Genomic DNA, 23,102 nt, shown 5'->3' on the forward strand with positions numbered 1-23,102 from the left:
ATCATGCTTTGATCGGTTCAGATTCTTCTTAATAAAATGCTTAATTAAGAAGATAACATAAATGGATTAGATTGCGGTTTCCTGACTTTTTGCTTCCTTAGCTTCATTCATCCAGCGATAAACTACAGGCAAAATCAGCAATGTCAGTAAAGTGGAAGAAATAATCCCACCAATCACCACTGTTGCCAATGGACGTTGAACCTCCGCGCCTGTACCTGTGGCAATCGCCATCGGAATAAAGCCCAGTGATGCCACAAAGGCCGTCATCAGAACGGGGCGTAGTCGGAGAATCGCACCCTGCCATGTCGCTTTATGTACATTAAACTGCTCACGCAGCTCTTTGATGAAACTCAGCATCACTAAACCGTTGAGTACTGCGACACCAGAGAGCGCAATGAACCCAACACCTGCTGACATCGACAAGGGGATATCTCGCAACCAAAGTGCGACTAATCCACCTGACAACGCAAATGGCACGCCACTAAATACCAGCAAGCTTTCTTTAAAGTTATTAAACACCGCCATCAACAGAACAAAGATCATCAGCAATGCCAATGGCACCACAATCTGCATTCTGGCTTTTGCCGAGGCCAGATTTTCAAACTGACCGCCATAACCAAGCCAATAACCGCTTGGTAATTTTTGCTGAGATAATTTCTGCTGCATTTCACCCACAAATGAGCCCAAATCACGGTCGCGTACGTTGGTGGTGACTACAACACGGCGCTTGCCATTTTCACGGCTGACTTGCGCCAAGCCTAAAATATTCTCCACTTTTGCCACGTCTTGCAGTTTGATCAAACCACCATTCGGTAGTTGAATCGGTAACATCGCCAATTGCTGCGGCGTACGCATCCCATCATCCAAACGCACCACAAAATCAAAACGACGGTCACCCTGTAAAATCTGCCCAACACTTTGTCCACCAATACTGGCAGCAACCAAATCCTGAATGGATTTCACCGATAAACCATATTGTGCAGCCAGTGCGTGATCGATATCGACATTGAGCAAAGGTAAGCCATCAGTCTGCTCGACTTTGACTTCACTTGCACCAGTAATCGTTCTCAAGGTTTGCGCGACTTTTTCTGCTTCTTGGTTCAGAACCTGCATATCATCACCAAAAATTTTCACCCCAATATCACTACGTACGCCTGAAATCAGTTCGTTGAAACGTAATTCAATCGGCTGAGAAAACTCACTGTTGTTGCCTGGAATTTTCTCAACATAGGCCAACATTTTGGTTCGAAGCTCGTCAATGGTTTCCGATTTATCTGGCCATTGATCACGCGGCTTTAACAAAACGATTGCATCAGAAATATTAGGGGGCATCACATCCGTTGCCACTTCGGCCGTACCTGTACGGGCAAAGATCGCCTTGATTTCTGGAAACTCTGCGAGTAATTGCTTCTCAACACTTTCCTGAATCTTCAGTGATTCTTCAATTCCTGTACTTGGTGCACGCATCAACTGTAAAGCAAAGTCACCTTCACTCAGTTGTGGCGCAAACTCACTACCGACACGCGAACCAATCGCAGCGGTGAGTATCAAAATAGTCACTGCACCGGCCACCACCACATAGCGGAAAGCATAGGCTTTATCCAGCAAGGATTTATAACCGCTTTTTAATGCCGCCATCCAACGGCTTTCTTTCTCTTTGACCTCACCGGTAACAAATAATGCCACCGCAGCAGGGACGAAAGTCACCGATAAAATAATGGCACCGATCAAGGCCAAGACCACGGTCATTGCCATTGGATGGAACATTTTCGCTTCTACACCTGCCAGTGCAAAGATTGGCAAATACACCACCATAATGATGATTTGTCCAAAAATCAGCGGACGTCTTGCCTGTTTTGCCGCCAAAAAGACTTCGGTAAAGCGTTCGGAACGGGTCAGGAGTCGACCTTTATGGTGTTGAGCCTCTGCCAGCCGTCGGATACAGTTTTCGACAATCACCACCGCACCATCGACGATAATCCCAAAGTCCAATGCGCCTAAACTCATCAGGTTGGCACTGATTTTTTGCTCCGCCATCCCTGTCAGGGTAAACAGCATAGATAAAGGAATAATACAGGCAGTAATCAATGCCGCACGGAAGTTACCTAAGAACACAAACAGGATCACAATCACCAAGATTGCACCTTCGATCAGGTTTTTCGCCACCGTCTTAATGGCTTTATCAACCAAGTTACTGCGGTTATATACCGTTTCGACCACCACCCCTTCAGGTAATGAACGTTTGATTTCCTGCATTTTGCTGTCGAGTGCTTGAGCGATGGATTTACTGTTCTCACCCATCATCATCATCGCGATACCCAGTACGGTTTCTTCACCGTTATAGGTGGCACCCCCTGTTCTCAGATCATGTCCAATCGAAACTGTTGCAACATCGGCAACACGGATCGGCAAACCATTCTTGGTGCTGACCGTGACATTCTCAATGTCTTGTACGGTTTTCAACATCCCCGGAATACGTACCGTCAGCTGTTGTCCATTTTCTTCAATAAAACCCGCACCGCGGTTTTCATTATTTTCAGTGAGTACAGTTTGCAAATCGGTTAACGGAATTTGCAGTTGTTGCAAACGTTTCAGGTCTGGAGAAACCACATAGGTCTTGTTATATCCCCCAATGGTATTGATTTCAGCAACACCCGGCACACGCTGTAATTGAGGACGAACAATCCAGTCCTGAATTTCACGAAGATCCATGGCCTCATAAGGTGTACCATCCGCCTTTTTGGCATTCGGTTCAGCCTTGATTACCCATTGATAGATCTCACCCAGACCAGTTGAAATCGGTGACATTTGTGGATCAATATCATCAGGCAAAGCACTCTTGGCTTCCTGTAAACGCTGGTTAATCAGCTGACGCGCCCAATAGATATCGGTACCATCTTTAAAGATCACCGTGACTTGGGATAAGCCGTAACGGGAGATGGAACGGGTTTGCTCCAAGTTCGGAATACCCGACATGGCATTTTCAATCGGATAGGTAATTCGCTGTTCAACCTCAGGTGCGGTAAATCCCCCCGCCTGACTGTTAATTTGTACCTGTACATTGGTAATGTCAGGCACGGCATCAATAGAAAGCTTTTGATAACTATAAATGCCGACCCCGATCCATGCGACGACAAACAGCATGACCCAAATCGCATTACGAATGGAAAATTGAATAATCCGGTCAAATAGGCCTTCCGCGGGTGGAAGCTCTAACTTATCTTTAGTGTCCATGCTCAGCCTCTCCCTTCTCGATCTCAGATTTCAAAAGGAAACTGCCTTGACTGACATATTGTTGCTTTTCAGTCAGACCAGATTGGATTTCCACCCACAGTCCATCACTTGAGTAACTACCCAGTTGTACAGGTGTAGGAGTGAAATGCATTTGGTCTTTCTCTTGCTTAGCGACAAAAACTGTGGCTTTGCCTTCGATCTGCTGAATGGCCGCTTTGGCAACACGTAGCACAGGCTTCTTATCCGTACCATCTAACAGCACATTCACCATCAAATTAGGTCGTAATTCTTTGGCTGGGGTTAACACTTTGGCACGAACCTGCAAACGACCAGTCTGCGTATCTGCCGCTGTAGTTAAGGTCTGGATTTTCGCTTTAAAGCTATTATTGGTTTGTAGCGATTTAAACTCGATCTGCTGATCCGGTTGGACATTGATGTTATTGACGCTCGGTAAAATAAACTCAATCCACAGTTGATCCAATTGATCGATCACAAATAACTGCTTATCTGCGGTAATCTGCTCACCCACCACAATATCTTTCAAACTCACCACACCACTTAAAGGTGCGGTCAACACATAACGCCCCTGACTGCCACTGGATGCACCCAAGGCAGATAAACGGCTACGCGCAGCTTGTACCTGAATCTGTGCCTGACGATAAGCATTATAGGCACGTTGATAATCCTGACGTGCGGAAACACCTTGTTCCCAAAGTTGTTTTTCACGTTGATAGTCTTGCTGTGCAAGGGTTAAAGCTTCTTGTGCAATACTTAAATTGGCTTGCTGATCAACCAAATCTGGAATAAATAAGGTCGCTAAAACTTGTCCTTTTTTTACTTGCTGACCCAGTACGGCATTGACACTTTCCACTCGTCCAGCAAAGGTGGCTGAAACATGCGCTTGCTGATCGGTATTGGTCACCAATTTTGCTGGGTAAGCAAATTGCTGTCCGACTTCACCTACACCGACTTGAGCCAATTTAACACCATATTCAGTCATCTGCTTTGGGCTTAGGTTTAAGCTACCTTCCTCACTTTCCTGACCCTGTCCAGCTTCACCTTCTGTATGTCCTTCCTCACCTTCAGCATGACTATCAGCCGCAGTTGCATCACCGCTGGCTTTGTTCTTGCCAGTGAAAAATAATAACGCGCTGAGAACTAAGCCAATGGCAACAACCAGAATGACCCAAAACCACTGTTTTTTAGATTTATTTGTCGACATTATTCTGCTCCTACTACAGTGGGAAGGTTATTGGTATCTTTCCAAAGGGTTTGATTAATCTGGTTTAAAGCATCACTTGAACTCACCATACTCGGCTCAATTCCCAGTGCTAAACTCTCTGCATCAATTTGCTTTTGCCATGCACTCTTGAGTAACTGCACTTTATTTAAACGTTGATCTTGCAATTGCATGGTTGCTTGCTGCACATCGGTAATGGCATATTTACCGACTTTGAAACCGAGCAACATTTTTTCTTGCACCGTTTCAGACAATGGAATTTGTCGTTGATTGACTAAATCGAACTGTTGTTTCAACCCAGCCAACTCTGCAGTTAAGGTCTGAATGGCATTTAAGTTTTGCTGTTTGTAAAACTGTTGCTGTTTGACCAATAAATCTTGTTTGGCATTGGCAATTCGTAATGAATACTGCTGACGATTAAAAATATTCAAAGGGATATCGATGCCCACTCTGAATTTGTTATCGGTCGAGTTTGTATCAGCGCTTTTACTTTGCACCATACCTAAATTGACCGTCGGATTCGGTCGATTAGAAACTTTTAAATAATCGATATTGGCTTTTTGGCGTACAATATCGAGTTGAATAGCACGCTCAAATAAATTGTTCTGCAAATAATCTTGCAAATCATTTTGTTGTGGCCAGACATTGCTTGCCTGAGTAGAGAAACGGTTATCGGTACTACCCCACAGATTTGCCAATTGACGCTTTGCAGTGGCTAAAGAGAGTTCGGTTTGTTGAAATAACCGTTGATTTTCAATATGCGCCATCAAGGTACGATCTAAATCAACCTGCGCAATGCTGCCCGCTTTGAGTCTTAAGCGCGTTGCATCCAAAGTATCCTGACTGGTTTTTAACTGTGCCTGAACCACATCATGTTCCAGCTCTAGCACCACCACTTGCGACCACAGATATTTAACTGCTAACTCAAGTTGCGCATTGTAGAGCTCCTGATTAAGCCCCACTTGAGATGCTTGTACATCGGCAAGCTTAACCGCAGCACGGCGTTGACCAAAAATGTCTAATTTTTGTGAAACACCAAATTCCAACTCTTTGTCTTTGCCTGACCTAAAGTCGGTTTGCTGAATAGAAATACTTGGATTCGACCATAACCCGGCTTGTTTCACATTGGCCTCAGCGATTCCTTGCTGCGTTTGCCACACCCCTGTGCCTGCCTGATATTGTTTCACATCCTGCAAGATTTGCTCAAAATTCAGATTACGTTGTGCAGCCTTGGTTGCAGGCTGATTTGCATCAAGTAAAGATTCTGCGGCAATGGATGGACTCAAAATAGCAGTGCTTAAGGCAAGTGCCAACACTGACCACTTCAATGACAATTGAGTACGATTTTTTCGCGTATGCTGCTCAACTGCATGAATACGCTGATTTAAACTAGAAGACATATAAAGCCCCTCAAAGTAATAAGAATGCGGTGGGCTATTTTTCGGCTACCCCACCTATAGCGGGGTTGATAAAGGCGGCGGATTTAGCCCTGAAAGATGTGGAGACTGATAGAAGTTGGACCAGTAATATTTTTGTTCTACGTCCTGACTGTGCAACATCGGTTCATTTACACGTTGCTGAACTTCAGCCACCACCACATGAAAACAAGATGGCAGATGGTCATGATGATCTTGCAAGCTTAACGGCATGGGTAAATCAGAAGCATCTTGATCTGCAACTACTGCATGTTTTTCAGAAACATCTAAATTTTCAGGGATATGATGCCCAAAATGATTCAACGTACGATATTCAGTCGGCTGTTCATGCGCACAAAAAGCCGCCGCCACATTCCAAAAACTTTGGAACATGAACAAACTCAGCAAGAGTGTCATAAATACAGCAGAACGTTGCACGTTACACCAACTGTTCAAAATTTGCGTCACTATAGCAAATAAAGTACATGTAATAAAATTACATTAAACGAACTAAAACAAGATCGTCCTGAAATTTAGCTTTATCGCACAATCCTTGATTTGTATTTATAATTTCTGAAAATAAAAAAACCAGCTCGAGAGCTGGTTTTTTTAGACAGGAAATTAACCTGTAATCTTTTTATACTTTGTACGTTTAGTTGCTGCTGCATCCCCTAAACGAGACTGACGGTATGCTTCGTATTCTGCATAGTTACCTGTGTAGAATTCTGGCTGTTCATTCTCAAATGACAAGATGTGCGTTGCAATACGGTCAAGGAACCAACGGTCATGCGATACCACCATCACAGTACCTGGGAATACAAGAATTGCATCCTCAAGCGCACGTAAAGTTTCGATATCCAAGTCGTTCGATGGCTCATCCAGTAAGATAACGTTTGCACCTAACTGTAAGATCTTGGCAAGTTGTAAGCGGTTACGCTCACCACCAGACAATTCACCTACACGTTTTTGCTGATCTTGACCTTTAAAGTTAAAGCGACCGATATAAGCACGTGATGCAATTTCGTAATCACCAATTTTGAGGATATCTAAACCACCAGAAACTTCTTCCCAAACGGTTTTGTTGTTATCCAAGGTGTCACGGATCTGACCCACATAAGCCACTTTAACTGACTCACCTAAAGTCACCGTACCTGTATCAGGTTGCTGTTCGCCAGTCATCATACGGAATAGCGTGGTTTTACCCGCACCGTTTGGACCCACGATACCCACAATCGCTGTAGGAGGTACAGTAAACGTTAAGTTTTCGTAAAGTAAGCGACCATCGAATGATTTACTGATGCCTTCAACTTCTACAACTTTATTTCCTAGGCGTGGACCAGGTGGAATATAAATTTCAGAAGTTTCGTTACGCTGTTGGAATTCACGTGAGTTAAGTTCTTCAAAACGCTCCATACGTGCTTTGTTTTTCTTTTGCTGACCTTTGGCATTTGAACGAACCCATTCAAGTTCTTTTTTCAATGCTTTCGCAAAAGATTCTTCTTGTTTGTTCTCTTGCTCTAGGCGGGCATTCTTTTGTTCCAACCAAGAAGAGTAGTTACCTTGATAAGGAATCCCCATGCCACGGTCAAGTTCAAGAATCCACTCAGCCACATTATCCAAGAAATAACGGTCATGCGTAATCGCAACAATCGTACCAGGGAAATCTTTCAAGAAACGCTCTAACCAAGACACTGATTCAGCATCTAAATGGTTCGTCGGTTCGTCAAGAAGTAACATGTCTGGCTTAGACAGCAACAAACGACATAATGCAACACGACGGCGCTCACCACCTGAAAGCAATGATACATCTGCATCCCAAGCTGGAAGATTCAATGCATCTGCAGCAATTTCAAGCTGATTATTCAGATTATGTGCATCCCAAGCATGGATGATTGATTCTAATTTTTCCTGCTCTTTTGCAAGCGCATCGAAATCTGCATCAGGCTCAGCATATTCTGCAAAAACCTGATCAAGACGCGCTAAAGCATCAAGTGCTTCACGTACACCATCTTCAACGTTACCACGAACATCTTTGGTTGGATCTAATGGCGGCTCTTGTTCTAAGTAACCGATTTTGATTCCTGGTTGTGCACGTGCTTCACCTGAGAAATCTTTATCTACGCCAGCCATAATACGGAGTAAGGTAGATTTACCTGCACCGTTCAAACCAAGCACACCAATTTTTGCGCCTGGGAAAAATGATAAAGAGATGTCTTTTAAGATTTCGCGCTTCGGCGGAACCGTTTTCGACACTCGATTCATCGTATAAATATATTGGGCCACGCAGGACTCCTCAATTGAAAAACCAATAAATCGCAAAAAGCGAAAAATAATCGCACGTATTATACGCTGAAAACGGGATTAACATGAAGTTAAGATCATCTTTGTTTCATCCAATCAAAGGATTTTCTTTTTCAAGACATTACACAATTTTGTCTTCACAATAGAATCATGACTTTCAATCGCTTATTATTTTGTTTATATGAATAAAAACGCAATAAATCGCATAAATTATGCACCATTTAGGAAAGCTTTTCGGCTACACTCGATCAGTATTTAACTCACGTAGATGATGTAATCATGACCTATAAAGATGAAACTTTAGCCATTCATGCGGGATATTCACCAGAAGCCACTACAAAGGCTGTCGCTGTACCTATTTATCAAACCACGTCTTATGCATTTGATAATACACAACATGGTGCTGACTTATTCGATTTAAAAGTTCAGGGCAATATTTACACCCGTATTATGAATCCAACCACCGCCGTACTCGAACAACGCCTCGCAGCGCTTGAAGGTGGTATTGGTGCATTGGCTCTAGCCTCAGGTATGGCAGCGATCACCTATTCGATTCAAACGATTGCTGAAGCCGGTGACAATATTGCATCTGTATCCACTTTATACGGTGGTACTTATAACCTATTTGCGCATACATTGCCGAAACAAGGGATTGAAGTTCGTTTCTTTGATTATCAGAATCCCGAAGCTTTACGTTCTATTATTGATGATAAGACCAAACTGGTCTTTGTTGAGTCGATCGGAAACCCTCTTGGAAATATCATCGACCTAGAAGCGATTGCCAAAATTGCGCATGAATATGGTGTCCCTGTTATTGTAGATAATACTGTTGCAACTCCTGCTTTATTGAAACCATTTGAATTTGGTGCAGATATCGTGGTTCATTCTCTGACGAAATACATTGGCGGACATGGCAACAGTATTGGTGGTGTCATTATTGATAGTGGCAAATTCCCTTGGGGCAAATATCCTGAACGTTTTAAAGCGTTGAATACACCAGATCCAAGCTATCACGGCGTGAATTATGTTGAAGTTCTAGGTGAAGCTGCTTATATCGCACGTGCACGCGTTGTTCCGCTACGCAATACAGGGGCTGCGATTAGTCCGCTGAGTGTGTTTTTGATCTTACAAGGCTTAGAAACTTTAAGCCTTCGTATGGAGCGCCATACGGAGAATGCTCTGAAAGTTGCAAATTATTTGAAACAACATCCAAAAGTAAAATGGGTCAATTATGCAGGTTTAAGTGACCATCCACAGCATCATTTGGCACAAAAGTATGTGAAAGGTAAACCTTCAGCGATTCTTTCTTTTGGCGTACAAGATGGCTTAGAAGGCGGTACTCGTTTTATCGATGCATTACAACTGTTTACACGTCTGGTGAATATTGGTGATGCCAAAAGTCTGGCCTGCCACCCAGCAACCACCACCCACCGCCAGCTCAATGCAGAGGAACTTAAATCGGCAGGGGTCAGTGAAGACCTTGTGCGCTTGTCTATTGGCATTGAGCATATTGATGACCTAGTTGCTGACCTTGAACAGGCGCTTGCTCAGGTTTAAATTCAATGAAATCAATGAGCCCTTAACATAGGGCTTTTTTTCTATGCAAAATTCGAAAAATATAATATCATTTTTAAAATATCGGTTTATTTTTTTAGAGTTTTTACTCTAAAAAGATATTAAATTTCAAACATTTACACTAGACAAACAAAAAATATCGGTTAATATACATACAAAATAAAGTGCAGTGCCTAATCACAACCATGACGGCAATGCAAACAACAGCTTGATTAATGTAGGACACGTACATGAACGCAAAACTTAAAAAACTTTTTCAACAAAAAGTCGACGGTAAAACAATCATTGTTACTGGTGCATCAAGTGGTATTGGTTTAACAGTTTCAAAATATCTTGCTCAAGCTGGCGCTCATGTCTTGTTGCTTGCTCGTACTAAAGAAAAATTAGATGAAGTCAAAGCTGAGATTGAAGCTGAGGGTGGAAAAGCTTCTGTTTTTCCATGTGACCTTAACGACATGGAATCAATTGATGCAGTTTCAAAAGAAATTTTAGCTGCTGTTGATCACATCGATATTTTAGTGAATAACGCAGGTCGTTCAATTCGTCGTGCTGTACATGAGTCTGTTGATCGTTTCCATGATTTCGAACGTACAATGCAATTAAATTACTTCGGTGCAGTACGTTTGGTATTGAATATCTTGCCACACATGATGCAACGTAAAGACGGTCAAATCATTAACATCAGCTCAATTGGCGTACTTGCAAATGCAACTCGCTTCTCAGCTTATGTAGCGTCTAAAGCAGCACTGGATGCATTTAGCCGTTGTTTATCTGCTGAAGTTCACTCACACAAAATTGCAATCACTTCGATTTATATGCCGTTAGTGCGTACCCCAATGATTGCACCAACTAAAATCTATAAATATGTACCGACGCTTTCTCCTGAACAAGCAGCAGACTTGATTGCTTATGCGATTGTGAAACGTCCGAAAAAGATTGCTACCAACTTAGGTCGTCTCGCATCAATTACTTATGCGATTGCACCAGATGTAAATAATATTTTGATGTCTATCGGCTTTAACTTATTCCCAAGCTCTACAGCATCTATCGGTGAGCAAGAGAAATTAAATCTTGTACAACGTGCCTATGCGCGCTTGTTCCCAGGTGAACACTGGTAATCTTGTGATTCCGATTTTAAAAACAGCGTATCTCTAGATACGCTGTTTTTTTATGATTTAAATAATTTGTGTGGATGTTGTTTGTTTCATCCAATCTGTTGTTTTTGTAATGGCATCCGCTAAATCCCCTGTCTGTATATCCCAACGCTGTCTAAATTGTTTAAGCGGTTCTAAATCCAGTTGTTCAGTCCTCAAAAAACTTAACATCTCAGCCGACATTTCTAATTGATTTGCCAACCATGTCCATTTCAAAATTAATCGTAAAATAGCCAGCGGCACATGTTGTTTCGGTGCAGAGACATTGAATTGTTGAGCAATCATTTTCGTCAATTCAGACAAAGGAATGTTCTGCTCTGGGGCAACTAATAAGGACTGGCCCACTAAACCTGAATCTGTTGCAGCTCGCACCATCACTTTGCATAGATCATCTACGCTCACCAAAGGCAGATAATGTTTTGGTGTTGCAGGAATTGCTCTCATTTTAGAGCATAATCTATATGCTCCCAATCTTTTAATTTAACTAATTCAACCAGAACACCAATCCATAAAAACACGCCAAACTCAGAATAATCGTCAACAAGGTATGTCTAACATTATACGCAATCACAATGGTTACAATCGTGGCCAGAAAATACGGATTCAGTAAAGTCGAACGAAATGCCCCCTGCTCATCCATAAACACAATCGGAGTCGCAATTGCCGTCAGTAAACACGGTGCAGAATATTGCAAAGACTGCTGAAACCATTTGGGTAAACGCAAAGGAAGATTAGGTTCAAGCAAGATATAGCGATTCATAAACACCACAATTGCCAGAATAATCAGGAGAAACCAACTCATGCTGTACGCTCCCGAATATTCTGTAGGCAGGTTGCGGTCAACATACCAATTACACCTGCCATGATTGCGGCACTTTTAATGCCCAGACTTAGAAAAACAACGGTTAAAAGCACCGAAACCAGTACACCCACCAACGTATTCAGGTTTTTAATAAAGGGAATCACAATGGCAATAAAGGTTGCAACAATGGAAAAATCGAGATGATATTGATCTAAATTTGGCAGAGAGGAAGCCAACACAATACCGCCTATACTAAACAATACCCAAGCCAAATAGAAAAAACTGCCAGCCCCAAGCAAAAAATAAATATAATATTCACGCTTATGAATACCAACAGCAAACAATTCATCAGTCAGCAAAAAACCAAATAACAAACGCTGTTTTAATGGCAGTCTGGCAATTTCTTCACGAAAATATAGAGCATACAAATAATGCTGTGTGGTAATCAAAAATACTGAAATGATAATGGTGAGTGCAGGTGTACCCGCCATAACCAAACCCAGTGTCATCAACTGCGCTGCACCAGCAAAAACCAATGCAGACATTCCTATGGCTTGCCCAGTGGTCAGGCCAGCCTGAATCGCCATTGAGCCTGCCAGCAAGCCCCACGGCAATACCGCGAAACATAGCGGCAGTATTTTGATCACTCCTTGTAAAAAAGCATGCTGGGGGGAAGAAAGATTTTCAGTAGAATCTGGGGACATAAGAACAACAAGTTTGCGTTGGGAACTGAGGAATTATAATAAAGTTCAACATAAAAAGCGGAAAAATCATCTATTTTGAATGTAAAAAACCTCCCCGAAGGAAGGTTTTGTAAGTAGATTAAATTAGGTTATTTAGAACCTTTAATCCCTGCTTGTAATAACAACGCACCTAAACCACCGATTTTTTGCTCTTGTGGTTTTTCAGTTTTTGGCTTGTTATTTTGTGGACGCTTAAAGTCACCTTCTTTACGTGGCGGACGTTGACCTTGAGGCTTACGCTCTGAACGTTCAGTTCGTTCTTGCTGTGGGCGCTGTTGTTGGCGTGGCGCTTTAGCAGGTGCAGAACCTTCTGCACGCATACTTAAGTTCACACGATTACGTTCCACATCAACTTGCATCACACGTACTTGCACAATTTGACCTGGTTTCACCACTTTATGTGGATCAGAAACAAATTCATTTGCAAGTTCAGAGATATGCACTAAACCATCTTGATGCACACCCACATCTACGAACGCGCCAAAGTTGGTCACATTGGTCACTACACCTTCGAGCTGCATGCCTTCAGTGAGTTGCGCAACTTCCGTAATATCTTCACGGAACTTGGCAGTACGAAACTCTGGACGTGGATCACGAGCAGGCTTTTCAAGTTCAGCTAAAATATCTTGAATCGTTGGCAAACCAAACTTGTCATCGACAAACTCATCTGCTTTGACTTGGCGAATAATTTCAGTATTACCAATAATGTCTTTTACTGTTGTGGCTTTTGCTGCAACAATCTTTTCAACCACGCCATAACTTTCTGGGTGAACCGCTGATGCATCCAATGGCTCAGAACCATTTTGAACACGTAAGAAGCCTGCTGATTGTTCAAAAGTACGCTCACCTAAACGTGGCACTTTTTTCAAGGCTTGACGGTTATCGAAACGACCATGTTCTTTACGATATTCAACGATTTGCTGCGCAATCGATTTATTTAAACCTGCAATATATGCCAAGATCGCTGGAGATGCGGTATTTACATCTACGCCAACTGCATTCACACAGTCTTCAACCACAGCATCTAATGTTTTTGCTAAACCAGTTTGATTCACATCATGCTGATATTGACCCACACCAATGGATTTCGGATCAATCTTCACAAGTTCAGCCAATGGATCTTGTAAACGGCGCGCAATTGAAACCGCGCCACGAATTGAAACATCAAGCTCTGGTAATTCTTGAGAAGCAAGTTCACTTGCAGAATAAACAGATGCGCCTGCTTCACTTACAGTGATACGTGTTAATTTCAGATCCGTATTTGCCGCCATCATTTCAGCAACAACAGCTTCTGTTTCACGGCTTGCTGTTCCATTACCAATCGCAATAAGTTCCACGTGGAACTCTCTGCATAAACGAGCTAACTCAGCAATTGAACCTTGTTTATCTTCTTTCGGTGCAAACGGGTAAATCGTACTATGTGCTAGAACATCGCCTGCATCACTCACAACCGCAAGCTTTACGCCTGTACGGATACCAGGATCAACACCTAAAGTAACACGTCCACCTGCTGGTGCAGAAAGGAGTAAATGACGTAAATTTTCAGCAAACACATCCATTGCTTCAGCTTCAGCAGCTAAGCGCTTATCAGTCAATAACGAATGTTCGATTTGCGGACGAATCTTACCAAGCCAAAATAATTTTGCAGTTTGTTTTAAATAATCTTGACGGCTTTGAGGCTGAATTTGATCAAGATTATATTCAGTTTCAATACGAGCTAACGGCGTATCATCTTCGCCGTCTACTTTTAAACCCAATACATTTTCTTGACGACCACGTAACATCGCCAATAAACGATGCGAAGGTAATTTATTTAGGTTTTCAGAAAACTCAAAATAATCACGGAATTTTTTACCGACTTCTTTTTTCTCTTCAGAAGCAACTGCGCTCTTAAGAACTGCTGTTTTAGAGAAAATTTGTTTTAATTCAGTAGTTAATCCAATATTTTGTGCCCAGTCATCAATCAAGATGTGCTGAATTGCATCAAGTTGGCTTTCGACATCTGGATAATCTTCATGGCTGAAGCCTGATAATGCTTCAGTCGGATCAACTTGTTCAGCAAAAATCTTTTCTGCAATCGGCCCTAAACCTGCTTCTTTCGCTTTTAAAGATTTGCTTGTGCGTTTTGGACGGTACGGTGCATAAATTTCTTCTAATGCATTTTTAGTTTCTGCTGCATTCACACGCGCCAATAAATCATCACTTAATTTATCTTGTTCTTGTAAAGATTGAATCACCTTTTCACGACGCTCGTATAAATCACGTAGATAAGTTAAACGTGTGTCGAGTTGGCGTAATTGCGTATCGTCTAAGCCCTGCGTGACTTCTTTACGGTAACGTGCAATAAAAGGAACGCTAGCGCCTTCATCAATTAAACGAATAGCAGCTTCTACTTGGTTTGGACGTACGGCAAGTTCATTTGCCAACTGCTGAACTAAGTCAGTCATCGTGATTGATTCCACAAGGGTTAAGTCTAAAAGCACTGATTATAAAGTCCGTGACTATAAAATCCACTATTGTTTTTTTGAATATTTTTAGAGTAGATTATGCTAATTGATAAATACTTATAAAATACTAAGAATTTTTCGCCTAAATATTGAAAAATAGATCGATTGTCATAATTTTACCTGTATACATTTGGTATCTATCTCTTGATTTTATTGGCAATATTTGTTGCTTTATAACATAGCCAAAACTGTGCAATGAATCGTATACTCAAAGGTCTATTGATATTTCACAATCGCATTGCATAAAGACGATGACAATAAACGATAAAGGAGCACATCATGAGTTTAGTTGTACCTGCCGAATCGACGGAAACTGTACACCATGAGACAGACCGGGTCGAACGCATCTTAGTGGTCGATGATGATGTGCGTCTGCGTACCCTATTACAACGCTTTTTAGAAGATAAAGGCTTTGTGGTAAAAACTGCCCATGATGCAACCCAAATGGACCGTTTACTGCAACGTGAATTGTTCTCGCTGATCGTGCTCGATTTTATGCTCCCAGTAGAAGATGGTTTAAGTATTTGCCGTCGTTTACGTCAATCTAATATCGATACACCCATTATTATGCTGACAGCGCGTGGTAGCGATTCTGACCGTATTGCGGGCCTTGAAGCGGGTGCAGATGATTATTTACCAAAACCATTCAACCCAAATGAGCTATTAGCACGAATTCGTGCCGTTTTACGTCGCCAAGTCCGTGAAGTACCAGGTGCGCCAAGCCAACAAGTGGAAGTGGTGAGCTTTGGTCCTTGGTCGCTCGACCTTTCTACACGCACTTTAACGCGTGAAGGTCAGGTGGTCACGTTAACGACAGGTGAATTTGCAGTATTAAAAGCTTTGGTTCAGCACCCTCGCGAACCTTTAACTCGTGATAAATTGATGAATTTGGCACGTGGTCGTGAATGGGGTGCTATGGAGCGCTCGATTGATGTCCAAGTCTCTCGTTTACGTCGTTTAATCGAAGATAATCCTGCGCGTGCCCGTTATATTCAAACGGTTTGGGGTGTAGGTTACGTATTTGTTCCAGATGGTGCAGAGTAATCTTAGGAAATTCTTCATTGAAACTTGAACCAATTGATCCACAAGCATTTACAGATTTCGCGACCTATTCAGAAAGACCGCGAACAAAATGGGAACGTTTTTTAGATAAAATTAAACCACGTTCTGCGGCCATGCGTACCACGATCTTGGTATTGTTCACGGTCGTTTTTAGCTTGTTTATGTCCTTGTGGTTCTTTTGGCGAACTTTATATTTACCAGAATTACAACAACATGCGCGTTATCTCGCCATTGAGCTGGAACTGGTCAACAATCCTGACATTCGCATCCTACACCGCGATACCGAAGTCGATATCGACACATGGCTTAAAAACCGTATTGGTATTGAATACATCACTGACCCCAAAGAATTTCCAAAAATTGAAGATAAATTCTTAGCCGAGTTATTTACCAACCAAATCGAAACCAAACTTGCGAAAGAACTAGGAGTCGATAACGCTGATAACGTTACTGTATATTTTAAATTCAAACCGATACCACGTATTTGGATTCAAACGCCTGAGATGCATGGCAACTGGGTCAGGGAACCCCTCAAGACCTACACCAACTACAGTGTTGAACTGATTGCAGCATGGCTATTTGGTGTGCCGATCCTGTCCTCCATTATTATCCTGATTCTGGTGCGGCAGATGAACCGTCCCTTGCGCCGCCTACAGAATGCCGCCAACAACTACAGTAAAACGGGCAAGGCCCCCTATCTGGACACCAACCACGGGCCACTGGAAATCCGTCAGGTCAATCAAGCCTTTAACCATATGGTGTATACACTGGAACAAACCGAACGTGATCGCCAAATCATGTTGGCAGGTATTTCACACGACTTACGCACGCCACTGACGCGTATCCGCCTGACCGCAGAAATGCTCCCAGATGAGTTTTTCCGCGAAGGTCTAATTTATGATGTAGATGATATGGATGCGATCCTGAATCAATTTATTTCGTATATGCGAGATGGATCTGATGAAGAACTATCACAAACCAATATTAATACATTGCTTCAAGAAGTCGCTGTACAATTTAAGCCCTTAGATATTCGTTTTGAAGCACAAGAGTTACCTATCATTCCTGCCCGAAGCCTATCTTTAAAACGTTTGATTGCAAATTTAGTCAACAACGCCAAACGTTATGGCGCAGAACCAATTGAATTATCGGCAAGCCATGTAGATGATCATATTCTGATTACCGTCGCTGATCATGGTGAAGGTATTCCACCCGATCAAGTGGAAGAACTCATGCAACCCTTTGTTCGTGGTAATTCAGCACGCACGATTCAAGGAAGTGGCCTCGGCTTAGCCATTGTAAAACGTATTGTTGACATTCATCAGGGACAGATCAACATCCGCAACCGAGAGCAAGGCGGTTTAGAAGTGGTGATTTCACTTCCACTCAACCATGAAAATCTTGAAGAATCTCAAACGAATGCAATTGATAAAATTAAACAGAGCATAACTGAACATTTTTAGAACAATTCATGCTGGAAAAATAACTCTTTTTATCTCTGAAAAAGTATCACGCATTTCACATATTAGACCTTAGCCGTAGTCCAATTCCCTTTTCAAGTTTTAACGCTAAAATCCATATCTAACTAAGAAGTATATTGAGAATGGATCATGTCTTTAAGTCGTATTCGCCTTGCTACCCTACATGACAAAGTGATGAGCGCTGAACAGGCTGCTCGCTTTATTGAAAATGATATGACGGTTGGTATGAGTGGTTTTACTCGTGCTGGAGAAGCGAAAGCTGTGCCACAAGCATTGGTCGAACAAGCTAAAAAAAATCCGTTAAAAATCACATTAATTACGGGTGCAAGCCTAGGGAATGACTTAGACAAACAATTGACGGAAGCAGGTGTACTTGCTCGTCGTATGCCATTCCAAGTTGACAATACTTTACGTCGCGCCATTAATAATGGTGAAGTAATGTTTATCGACCAACATTTGTCTGAAACTGTTGAGCAAATGCGTAATCAACAGCTTAAACGTCCAGATATTGCTGTGATTGAAGCTGTTGCGATTACAGAAGATGGTCATATCGTACCGACAACCTCTGTAGGCAACTCTGCAAGTTTCGCAATTTTTGCTGAAAAAGTAATCGTTGAAATTAATACCTCATTGAGCGAAAACTTTGAGGGCTTACACGATATTTATATTCCAACATATCGTCCAACACGTACCCCACTTCCATTAACTCAAGTCGATGATCGTATTGGTTCAACTGCAATCCAAATTGACCCAGCAAAAATCGTAGGCATCGTTTTTAATAATACGGCCGACTCGCCTTCAACTGTGACTGCGCCTGACGATGAAACTCAAGGGATTGCAAATCACCTCATCGCTTTTTTTGAAAAAGAAGTTGCTGCAGGTCGATTAGCGAAAAACCTAGGTCCTTTACAGGCAGGTATTGGCTCAATTGCAAATGCAGTTTTGACTGGTCTTAAAGATTCTAACTTTGAAGATTTGGTCATGTATTCTGAAGTATTACAAGACTGTACTTTTGAATTGATTGATGCTGGCAAAATGAAATTTGCTTCTGGTAGCTCAATTACGCTATCTGCACAATGTGGTGAACGCGTATTTGGCAATCTTGAACACTACAAAGATAAATTAGTATTACGCCCACAAGAAATTTCTAACCACCCTGAAATCGTACGTCGTTTAGGTATTATTGGAATTAATACAGCACTCGAGTTCGATATTTACGGCAACGTGAATTCTACGCATGTTTGCGGTACAAAAATGATGAATGGTATCGGCGGTTCAGGTGATTTTGCGCGTAATGCTCACCTTGCAATCTTTGTTACCAAGTCAATCGCAAAAGGTGGTGATATTTCATCAATCGTACCAATGGTAAGCCACGTTGATCATAATGAGCATGATGTTGACATTCTGGTAACTGAAGTTGGTTTAGCAGATTTACGTGGCTTAGCACCTCGTGAGCGCGCACGTGTGATTATTGACAACTGTGTACACCCGCTTTATCAAGCTGCCTTAAATGACTATTTTGATCGTGCCTGCGAGCGCGGTGGCCATACACCTCATATTCTTCGTGAAGCACTGTCATGGCATGCGAACTTCGAAGAAACGGGTCATATGTTAGCAAACGAAAAATTAGCAAAAACCGCTTAATCTTTTGCTTCACATCTTTAAAAAGGCTGAATCTATTTGATTCAGCCTTTTTCGTTTTGATCAGAATTTCAGACCATATGAAACACCTAAAATATGCTGATCCATTTCAAGATTAGCTTCACCACCGCCAAAGTTCAAAGGAATAGATTGACTTCCTTTTACGGTTTCTTTCAAGCCATAGGTATATGCGACACTAAGCTCCTGTGCACGATCAATAATCCACGTCGCCCCCACGCTGAGATGATCTTGAATTACGCCAGGTGCAAGAATATTCAAGAAGGTTTGATCTTGGGGAATTGGCTGATCATTATGGCTATATCCAGCTCTTATCGTCACTCTTGGATTAACTTGATATGCCGCACCAATCTTGTAAACGTTGATATCTTTCCAACCAAAACCCTGACCTTTTTCTGAACCGAAACCATTACCCGCCATCACCGAAGCTAGACTAAAAGGATTCCCAACTGAATCTACATCAGAATAATTAATACGCGCTATATCGGTTAATACAGTTAATGCAGGCGTCAATTGAAAAGCGGCTCCTACGCCATAGCTCTCCGGCACATCAAAACCTCCTGCTTGTGCAAATAAACCACGATATTGATCAAATTTGTCCGATTTAATTTTTGAAGAGTAATTTGCACCAACAGTTACGACATCATTTAGCTTGGCACTCCAGCCGACTTTAACGCCTATGCCTGTAGCAGAGTCCTTACCATTATTACTCAGTTTTTGCCCATCAACAGAAAATGGTGCAAAACCTGAAATTCCTTTAGCTTCAAATCGTTGATAAAGAATGTTGGTCGCAACACCGATGGATTGATTTTCGCTATAACGCCAAGCTACAGATGGAGAAATAAAAATCTGCGCTAAATCCACCCCTGCTTCACCTGTATTTCCAAAAGCTGCATACGGATTTTTCTTGTAGGAGGTATTCATACCGCCGTTACCATAAATCGCTAAACCCAAAGCAACCGTATCATTTACTTTCTTATTGACCGCAAATTCAGGTAGAACAAAATATTCACGTCCATTGCCACTGTAATGACCGTTGGCACCTGCCAAATTCCCCTCAATTTCAGCAGAACGCTTAGGGTTAAATATAGTCGCGCCAATATCGACACGACTGTCTAACCAAGCCAATCCAGAAGGATTATTCGCAATGATCAGAGCATCATTAAATGCCGCAATAGAAGCCCCAGCAGCGCCTTGGGCTTTAACCCCATAGCCATGCATAAAATAACCTGTTGTCGCGAATACTGATGACGATAAAGCGGATAAAAATAATGTAGGAAGTGTAAACCCAAGCAACTTTTGCATAACTTATCTTCAGTAAAAATAATATATGTATAAGCATATTGTTTTTCTTTTATTCAGATAACTAAGTTAATTTGAGAAGCATATTCTTTTTATTCATAAACAGGTTTTTTGATCAAAACACATCCCATTTTGCTTCATGCATAAAAAAAGCCCTAAACTTGAGTTTAGGGCTTTTTGAATATGGTGGGGGACCCTCAACCGAATTGAAGCCTGTAACCATTATGCAGCAAGGCTTTTATGTTTTACGATTTCATTTATACCAACAAAAATACCAACAATACGCAAAAGTACCCCCTATTTTTGAGCAATAAATTATTTTTTCGCTTCCTCTTTTTGGTGGAACGCAAAACCTAAATATTTGATCTGTTCCCCTTACTGGTGGCTTAGGTGGGATTAGATTTAGAATCTTATCCTTTGCGAGTAGCTTAAAGATACTCACTAACTATCTTTGAGCTGGTCACTTGCATGGTTTTCGGTGATTACCGAAACGATAACGTAATCCTAAATTAACTTAGCCGTCCAAGTGGCTGATTAAGTAGCTTGGTTGTTTAGATGCGCTCAAATTTGAGCATATCCCCCAGTGGGGGGGGGTAATCATATGTTCAGGCTATTTGTAGCAGTAAACCGCCCGAATAATCACACTATAACTCTATTGGGATTTTAAAGGTCAAAACCACAATGAATATATCCCTCGCGTGCGCGCGCGTAGTTGTTGCGAAACTCAACTTTACGCACTGGAGAAAGTTAAGGGATGCCCATATTTTAGGTATCGGTACTGGTGACTGTGCGAAAGTTCGTAGTTCATTACTGAGCGCAATTTTGCGTTTACCTTATAAAACAAGGATTTAATCAACGCAATTTTACGCTGTCCTACTTCATGAAACTTCAGTTTCAAAAATACAAAACCTTATAAAACCTAGTATTCAAAACGCTGCACCTGTTAACAATTGTTGATATTCAAAACGCTTTGAACCCCACAAAACCCCACTTTCATTACGGCATGATTACGGCATGTTTGTTATCAATTGTTATGGTTTGGACTACTGCAAAATACTGCATCTCAATTGCTGCTCGGACTTGTCAAAACTTGACATTGATAACCTGTCAAAACCTGTTATTCAAAACCGTGTCATTTTTTTAAAATAGTGTTTTGGGTGCGCACTTCACTGCGTACTTGTTCTTTGCGTACCAACTTATCAGACTGTCAGAACATGAGTTTTCCGTAGTAGTTGCTAAGTAATCCTAAGCTCAAAACATGACAAAACGTTACGTTTAATATTCTTATGGTCATTCCCAGTGTGCTTCATCATTTGCGAAACAATCCTATGAAAGATAAAAAACGGTTCAATTTCCCGTCTATAAAAAGAGCCATAACGGTGTAACTTCATTGGTAACTTCGTTGGTAACTAAACTTTTGGTAACCAAGTCATCTGACTTGCTTAATCTTTGCGAATAAATCACGTACCCAACCATCACGCTATACACTTGCACTCCTATAAAAAAGGCTGCTTTGTTGCACAGTAAGATTATCTTGTTGGAATGGGTTTCCCTCAAAATAGAGGTAAACCATAGGGGGTGTAATCACTCCATTTATGCTTTTGAGAAACAAACCCTATGAAAGAGATACTTTTTGCGAAACTCACCCTATGAAAGAGGCGTTTTTATCTAATCAGGCTGCATGAATCTAAAGCTGTTTATTCTATTGTCACGATTTCCATGATAGTTGAATCTGCATGATTATCTTGACCATTCAGATAATAAAAGCTCGTCAAAAAAGACGAGCTATATTTTTAAAGCAATTGCAAAACATCTGCCTTTATCTCTGTGACTTCCCGATCTGCACCACTTTGGTCTTTCCACTTCCTTGTACGCAATGAGCCCTCGATATAAACCTTTCCACCTTTCTTGAGATACTTACTCGCAATCTCTGCCAATCGGTTGCTGGTGGTGATTCTGTGCCATTCTGTCGCTTCTTTGCGCTCTCCAGTGGTCTTGTCTTTCCAGTGGTCGGTAGTTGCAACGCTGAATGTCGTAACGCTACCGCCGTTGGGAAAATTCTTAGTTTCAGGGTCACGACCTAGTACACCCATTAAAATTACTTTGTTCACGTTTGGCATTGGTTTATCTCTATCTCGCTGTATGTGCTTTTTTTACTGTGACAAGTGTGACAACTGTGACAGATTTAAATAATCCTATTTATTACATATAGTTATAGATTTATTTTTGTCACAATCAAGGTATTTAACAAGATAAAATCAGTGTGACATTGTGACAGTCTAACTGTGACATAATAGATTTAACTCAAATCCTGTCACAGTTGTCACAGTTGTCACAGTCATGTCACACTATAATTAATACCTAAAATGATTAACTGTGACATAATAATTACTATATATAACAGTACATTACATACAATAAATAGCATCATGTCACAGTTGTCACAATGCAAAACCATATTTTCAGGATTCAGCATTAAAGGTTTGTATTGCACCAATCTTAAAGTGCATCAATGTCGGGCGTGTACCATCAGGGAGGTTTGATCTAACACGCTTGGTATAGCGTCCATCCTCACACTCAAGCCATCCATTTGCTTTAAGTACCTTTTTGGCGGTGGCTTCATTGAT

The 23,102-nt window shown here is 41.6% G+C and carries 16 protein-coding genes and 1 pseudogene; 6 read left to right on the forward strand and 11 right to left on the reverse strand.

Going from position 1 to position 23,102, the window contains the following annotated elements; genetic code table 11:
- Positions 1-66 precede the first annotated feature (66 nt).
- The 5 genes from F908_RS01980 to ettA form a co-directional block, all read right to left on the reverse strand.
- Entirely contained in the window at positions 67-3,234 is a 3,168-nt protein-coding gene (locus F908_RS01980) for an efflux RND transporter permease subunit (protein ID WP_005156645.1), read from the reverse strand.
- Positions 3,224-4,456: an efflux RND transporter periplasmic adaptor subunit gene (locus F908_RS01985; protein WP_005156646.1), complete on the reverse strand. Its 1,233-nt coding sequence runs from the start codon at positions 4,454-4,456 to the stop codon at positions 3,224-3,226. Before F908_RS01985 ends, F908_RS01980 begins: the two co-directional genes overlap by 11 nt.
- Positions 4,456-5,874 carry a TolC family protein gene (locus tag F908_RS01990; RefSeq protein ID WP_005156647.1) on the reverse strand — a complete coding sequence of 473 codons (1,419 nt, stop codon included), beginning with the start codon at positions 5,872-5,874 and terminating at the stop codon, positions 4,456-4,458. Before F908_RS01990 ends, F908_RS01985 begins: the two co-directional genes overlap by 1 nt.
- 54 nt (positions 5,875-5,928) lie before the next feature.
- Positions 5,929-6,327, reverse strand: a complete 399-nt coding sequence (locus tag F908_RS01995) for a cation efflux protein, CzcI-like (protein ID WP_205666451.1) — start codon at positions 6,325-6,327, stop codon at positions 5,929-5,931.
- A 183-nt stretch (positions 6,328-6,510) separates the two neighbouring features.
- Positions 6,511-8,172: an energy-dependent translational throttle protein EttA gene (ettA, locus tag F908_RS02000; protein WP_005156650.1), complete on the reverse strand. Its 1,662-nt coding sequence runs from the start codon at positions 8,170-8,172 to the stop codon at positions 6,511-6,513.
- A gap of 297 nt (positions 8,173-8,469) precedes the next feature.
- Between ettA and F908_RS02005 the strand changes: the two genes are divergently transcribed.
- Positions 8,470-9,747 (forward strand): O-acetylhomoserine aminocarboxypropyltransferase/cysteine synthase family protein, encoded by a 1,278-nt coding sequence (locus F908_RS02005; RefSeq protein ID WP_005156651.1) that lies wholly within the window; start codon positions 8,470-8,472, stop codon positions 9,745-9,747.
- 248 nt (positions 9,748-9,995) lie between these two features.
- Complete coding sequence (locus tag F908_RS02010) at positions 9,996-10,883, forward strand: SDR family NAD(P)-dependent oxidoreductase (RefSeq protein ID WP_005156652.1); 888 nt, start codon at positions 9,996-9,998, stop codon at positions 10,881-10,883.
- Positions 10,884-10,940: 57 nt separating this feature from the next.
- Here the strand turns inward: F908_RS02010 and F908_RS02015 are convergent.
- From F908_RS02015 to F908_RS02030, 4 genes and pseudogenes are all read right to left on the reverse strand, one after another.
- Positions 10,941-11,366 (reverse strand): annotated as a pseudogene (locus F908_RS02015) (NAD-dependent epimerase); the annotation flags it as partial.
- Positions 11,367-11,403: 37 nt separating this feature from the next.
- The gene (locus F908_RS02020) at positions 11,404-11,721 is read right to left on the reverse strand and encodes an AzlD domain-containing protein (protein WP_005156654.1); all 318 of its coding nucleotides are present in this window, start codon (positions 11,719-11,721) and stop codon (positions 11,404-11,406) included.
- Positions 11,718-12,425, reverse strand: a complete 708-nt coding sequence (locus F908_RS02025) for an AzlC family ABC transporter permease (protein WP_005156655.1) — start codon at positions 12,423-12,425, stop codon at positions 11,718-11,720. Before F908_RS02025 ends, F908_RS02020 begins: the two co-directional genes overlap by 4 nt.
- A gap of 128 nt (positions 12,426-12,553) precedes the next feature.
- Positions 12,554-14,911 (reverse strand): Tex family protein, encoded by a 2,358-nt coding sequence (locus tag F908_RS02030; RefSeq protein WP_005156657.1) that lies wholly within the window; start codon positions 14,909-14,911, stop codon positions 12,554-12,556.
- A gap of 339 nt (positions 14,912-15,250) precedes the next feature.
- Here F908_RS02030 and ompR point away from each other — a divergent pair, with 339 nt between their 5' ends.
- The 3 genes from ompR to F908_RS02045 all read left to right on the forward strand — a co-directional run bounded on the left by ompR (position 15,251) and on the right by F908_RS02045 (position 19,158).
- The gene (gene ompR, locus F908_RS02035; RefSeq protein WP_004657337.1) at positions 15,251-16,015 is read left to right on the forward strand and encodes an osmolarity response regulator transcription factor OmpR; all 765 of its coding nucleotides are present in this window, start codon (positions 15,251-15,253) and stop codon (positions 16,013-16,015) included.
- Between the two features lie 17 nt (positions 16,016-16,032).
- Positions 16,033-17,496, forward strand: coding sequence for an ATP-binding protein (locus tag F908_RS02040; protein WP_005156660.1), 1,464 nt, complete (start codon positions 16,033-16,035; stop codon positions 17,494-17,496).
- A gap of 147 nt (positions 17,497-17,643) precedes the next feature.
- Positions 17,644-19,158, forward strand: coding sequence for an acetyl-CoA hydrolase/transferase family protein (locus F908_RS02045; RefSeq protein ID WP_004660065.1), 1,515 nt, complete (start codon positions 17,644-17,646; stop codon positions 19,156-19,158).
- A gap of 60 nt (positions 19,159-19,218) precedes the next feature.
- On the opposite strand, the gene F908_RS02050 is transcribed toward F908_RS02045, so the two are convergent.
- Positions 19,219-20,478, reverse strand: coding sequence for an OmpP1/FadL family transporter (locus tag F908_RS02050; RefSeq protein WP_034602548.1), 1,260 nt, complete (start codon positions 20,476-20,478; stop codon positions 19,219-19,221).
- A gap of 678 nt (positions 20,479-21,156) precedes the next feature.
- Between F908_RS02050 and F908_RS15855 the strand changes: the two genes are divergently transcribed.
- Positions 21,157-21,327, forward strand: coding sequence for a hypothetical protein (locus F908_RS15855; protein ID WP_005156665.1), 171 nt, complete (start codon positions 21,157-21,159; stop codon positions 21,325-21,327).
- A 941-nt stretch (positions 21,328-22,268) separates the two neighbouring features.
- Here F908_RS15855 and ssb read toward each other — a convergent pair.
- Positions 22,269-22,595 carry a single-stranded DNA-binding protein gene (ssb, locus tag F908_RS02055; RefSeq protein WP_005156670.1) on the reverse strand — a complete coding sequence of 109 codons (327 nt, stop codon included), beginning with the start codon at positions 22,593-22,595 and terminating at the stop codon, positions 22,269-22,271.
- Positions 22,596-23,102 lie beyond the last annotated feature (507 nt).

The organism is Acinetobacter sp. NIPH 284, from assembly GCF_000369425.1.
GTDB lineage: Bacteria > Pseudomonadota > Gammaproteobacteria > Pseudomonadales > Moraxellaceae > Acinetobacter.